3 protein-coding genes and 1 pseudogene are annotated in these 3,563 nt (G+C 58.4%); 1 reads left to right on the forward strand and 3 read right to left on the reverse strand.

All coding sequences use genetic code 11. The features are described 5' to 3' along the window. Both WBF74_RS03520 and WBF74_RS03525 read right to left on the reverse strand, forming a co-directional pair. A partial coding sequence (locus WBF74_RS03520) for a hypothetical protein (RefSeq protein WP_424435246.1) occupies positions 1–222 on the reverse strand: 222 nt, incomplete at its 3' end. 27 nt (positions 223–249) lie between these two features. Further along, positions 250–1,593, reverse strand: coding sequence for a protoglobin domain-containing protein (locus tag WBF74_RS03525; RefSeq protein ID WP_424435249.1), 1,344 nt, complete (start codon positions 1,591–1,593; stop codon positions 250–252). 572 nt (positions 1,594–2,165) lie between these two features. Here WBF74_RS03525 and WBF74_RS03530 point away from each other — a divergent pair. Then, a complete protein-coding gene (locus WBF74_RS03530; protein ID WP_424435252.1) occupies positions 2,166–2,807 on the forward strand; it encodes a Crp/Fnr family transcriptional regulator in 642 nt (213 codons plus the stop codon). Positions 2,808–3,151: 344 nt separating this feature from the next. Here the strand turns inward: WBF74_RS03530 and WBF74_RS03535 are convergent. Beyond that, positions 3,152–3,380 (reverse strand): annotated as a pseudogene (locus WBF74_RS03535) (transposase); the annotation flags it as partial. Positions 3,381–3,563: the final 183 nt, after the last annotated feature.

The following is a 3,563-nucleotide window of genomic DNA, read 5'->3' on the forward strand; positions in this document are numbered from 1 at the left end:
CTGCTCACCCTGTGCGCTTCGGTCATGCGCCATGACCACCATCCTGCCGCCACCCGCAATGCGCTTTTCAATGCCGGAAAGCGTGGGCGCAAGTTCTGCCGGCCAGCCCACAGCCTCGAGCAGCTCGCCTGCGCTCGCATTTTGAGACACGAGCTGCCCATTGGCGGGATCGAACACGAAAACCGCGGGTGTGCAATCCACCGCCGGTGTGAGGTAAGCCACAGCTCTCTCCCCCCAGAGCCCCGTGCCTCACGCAGCACGCGCGCGATTGAGGAAGGTGTCCACCTGCTGGCGCAGCGTTTCTGCTTGCCGGGCAAGGATGTCCGACGATCCCGAAATCTGGGCGGCAGCAGAACCGGTTTCGGCGGCGGCTTCCGCCACGGTCACAATATTGGAAGAAACATCCTGTGTGCCGCGGGCCGCTTCCTGCACATTGCGGGCGATCTCGTTTGTTGCTGCGTCCTGTTCATCGACTGCGGCCGCAATCGAGGTTGCGATCTGATTCATCTCGGTGATCGTCTGTTCGATCGACTTGATCGCATCGACGGATTCCTGCGTCGCGCCCTGGATCGCCTTGATCTGCTCGGCGATTTCTTCCGTCGCCTTCGCGGTCTGGTTGGCAAGACTCTTCACTTCGGAAGCGACAACAGCAAAGCCCTTGCCCGCCTCACCGGCGCGCGCCGCTTCAATCGTCGCATTGAGTGCGAGAAGATTGGTCTGTGCCGCGATGTCATTGATGAGCGTCACGACGTCACCGATCCTCTGTGCGGCATCTGCCAGACCCTGCACCTTGCTGTCGGTGCGATGTGCTTCCTGCACCGCCTGCCCGGCGATCCTCGTTGACATGGAAGCCTGACGCCCGATCTCGGCAATCGAACTCGAGAGCTGTTCACTCGCGGAAGCGACTGTCTGCACATTGGCCGAGGCTTCTTCGGCAGCGGCTGCCACCATGGTTGTCTTGGAGCTTGTCTGCTCGGCCGTTACGCTCATTGACTGGGCAGAAGCCTGCAGCTCCGTTGCCGCCGATGCGACCGACTTGATGATTTCGTTCACTGCGAGATCGAAGTCGCCGATCGCCGTTTCCAGCGCGCGGTGCCGTGCGGCACGCTCTTCCACCATCGCCTCCTGATAGGTCGAGATGGCGAGATCCATATCAAGGCAGACGGCGGTGTTGATGGCGCTCAGAACCTGCGAGAGCTTCGTCGGGTTCCAGCGATACTTCTTCACCGCCAGTTCCGCGAGACGGTTCATCACGAACTTGTAGCCACCGATATACCAGCGCGGTTCGAGGCCAATGCGGTTATGCGTCAGCCCGACCGTGCGGACGCTCAGCATATATCCGTCGTCGAATGTCCCCGAGAAAAGCCGCGCCCAATGCGTTGCCTGCGCCTGCTTCAGGCGAGGGACCTGCGTGCCGACAAGATTTGCAAGCTGTGGCACTGCGCTGAGATGCGCGTAGAAACCGTCGAGAATGTCTGGCAGCTGCGGCTCCAGCACCTTCCAGAAATCCCGCAATGACTTGCCCGTTACTTCCGATACTTCCATGAAACGCAGACGCGCTTCGCGGTCCTCAGCAGATGTTGTCATCGCCATGATCGCCCTCCCAAATTGGCCAGCCCCGCTGGCCTTCCCCCAGGACTGCTCCGGTCTGGAGTAAACGAGCGCCAACTGCGACGTTTTGTCTCCCTTTTGGAGTAGTCGGCGACAACTTTGGGGATTCATTTGAAACAAATGGTTAACATTGCTAGAATACTTCAAGTTTTATTATAAACTATACTTATATACTGGATTTATAACCTAAGTTAAAAATTGGCGTTTCATCAAAAACCGCTTGGAACCGGCAAGTTCGACCCGATAGTTTTCTCAATCTGAAACAGTATTTTGTGGGCGTGACGAGCCGACCGGTACTGAAGAGTTGAAACGAGTATGAGTAAGAGTCCTGTTTGTCGGGACACCCCCCGCAAATCACGCAGCCCCCGCGCTGACAGGGCACCTGGTGGGTGTGCGGATTTCCCCCCTTCGCAGAACCGGAAGTCATAAAAAGTATGAGTGAGAGCCCTGTCCTCCGGGACACTCCCCGCAACTCACGCAGTCTCAGTGCTGACGGGGTGCCTGCAGGATGTGCCGAGTGCCCCCTTCGCAGCACCGGAGTATGCGCCGCCGTGATGGATGCGCGATCCGGCAGGAAGCGGCATAAAACAGAGATCACCATTCGTGCGCGACATCAGATTTTCCGGCCGGGCGAGGCACCGGGGCGCATAGCGGTGATCCGCTCGGGTTGGGCGACCCGCTTCACTCATGTCCCGGACGGGCGGCGGCAGGTTCTGTCCATTCTCGTGCCAGGAGATATTGCAGGGGCGGAACTTGTTGTTTATCCGACCATCCGTGTCCCGGTGCAGGCGCTGACGGATGTCACCTGCTGCTCTTTCGATGTAGCTGAACTGAAGGAGATCGGTACCGAGGACCCGTCGCTTATATGGTCCTTTCTCGGCATCTGCATATCCGGTCGCAAGGACACCGAAGCCCGTCTCGTCGATCTCGGTCGTCGCAATGCCGAACAGCGCCTGGCCCGATTTATTGCGGAACTGCATCGCCGCCTGACAAGGCGTGGCCTTGCCGATGAAAACTCGATGCCCTTTCCGCTCCGTCAGCAGGCCATAGCCGACACGCTTGGCCTCACACAGGTCCATGTCAGCCGCGTGATGAGCAATTTTCGGGAAAGGAATATTGTCAAAGTCGTGGGCGGCAGGCTGTCGATCCTGGACATGGATGCGCTGTTCAATATCGCCGAAATATATCGGCGCTGAATGCAGCAATAACAGGTCACGACGCAGCCGCGGCGCTCAAAGCCCGAAAAAATCAGAAGCTGAAGCCGGAAAGGGGGAGTGGTGCCCAGGGGCGAAGTGTCATTTCCCTGGAAAAACAATATGTTGGCGCATGGTGCGACAGAAAAAAGGTCTACGTTTTCCTAGCTTTTTTCGAGGGCGATGTCGCACCTGCCACTCCAATTACTTGACCTGAGCCCCAAGTTTCATCCAGTTGGAAGTAGAGTCTGTTGATCATTTGAGCCTGTTGGGCTCGGTGATGCAACGGGGCGGGGCGTGGAGCCCCTACAACGCTCAGACGCCCCCGCCCGTTGCATCCCGGGGGCGTCGAGCATGGCGTCGGCCAGAATCTTCTTCAGCCGCGCGTTCTCGTCCTCGAGAACCTTCAGCCGCCGCGCCTCCGACACGTCAAGGCCGCCATACTTCGACTTCCACTTGTAAAAGGTCGCTCCGCTGATCCCGTGCTTGCGGCACACATCCGCCGTCCGGATGCCGCTCTCCTGCTCCCGCAGGATCGCGATGATCTGCTCTTCCCTGAACCCTTGATCGTCTCATCATCCGTCTCCTTCAAGGGACGGCCTCTACTCAAACCTGGAGGAACTTCAGGGGCTCAGGTCAAGAGCTATCGCCGCAGAGATTTTCGGAATTATGCAGCGCGCGGAAACAGCAAAAATCGCTGATACATATCGAGGCTTGGCAACCTATATCCGCGCAAACTCCGTCACACCACGTCAATGG

This window comes from Parvibaculum sp. (genome assembly GCF_049672805.1).
Taxonomy (GTDB): Bacteria; Pseudomonadota; Alphaproteobacteria; order Parvibaculales; family Parvibaculaceae; genus Parvibaculum.

What these genes read in the sequence shown, in the direction of transcription:
- WBF74_RS03525 (WP_424435249.1), bottom strand. Translation starts at nt 1,593, where the DNA reads ATGGCGATGACAACATCTGCTGAGGACCGCGAAGCGCGTCTGCGTTTC.
- WBF74_RS03530 (WP_424435252.1), top strand. Translation starts at nt 2,166, where the DNA reads ATGGATGCGCGATCCGGCAGGAAGCGGCATAAAACAGAGATCACCATT.